Source organism: Duganella flavida, assembly GCF_009857445.1.
Taxonomy (GTDB): Bacteria; Pseudomonadota; Gammaproteobacteria; order Burkholderiales; family Burkholderiaceae_D; genus Rugamonas; species Rugamonas flavida.
Genome location: NZ_WWCN01000066.1, coordinates 1 through 418 on the forward strand (window position 1 = coordinate 1; position 418 = coordinate 418).

At 51.7% G+C, this 418-nt stretch carries 1 protein-coding gene; it reads right to left on the reverse strand.

Features of this window, described 5'->3' with window-relative positions:
• The coding region (locus tag GTP46_RS29205) for a nuclear transport factor 2 family protein (RefSeq protein ID WP_202414488.1) at positions 1–418 on the reverse strand (418 nt) is incomplete at both ends.

Below are 418 nucleotides of genomic sequence, written 5' to 3' on the forward strand. Positions count from 1 at the left end.
TTTTTGCTGCCCTGGCGCGTCGTGTCGTAATACTGCCAGAGCACATTGACGATCTTCCATTCGCTATGATCGGTCTTATACAGGTGCATATAGTCGATCCATTCATCGGCGCTTAACTTGACGGTTGCCACACGTTGGTCAACATCGAGGATCTTGATGTCGATACGCGGATGCTCAGGGAATTTCGTGCCATCCCTGTTATAGTTCTTGGCGACCTTAAGCATCGCGTCGAAATCTGTACTCATGACGAATTCAGATCCGTCGGCGGCCCGCCAGTATGTGCGCTTTGCAAGTTTAGTATCTATTCCACGCTCCATGCGCACTGGGTCAGCTTGGTGTTGTGATTCGATATAGTCACGCACTGCGCGTTCAATCAGCTGCTCATCGGCGACATTGGTGGCCTGGGCCAAGTATGGCG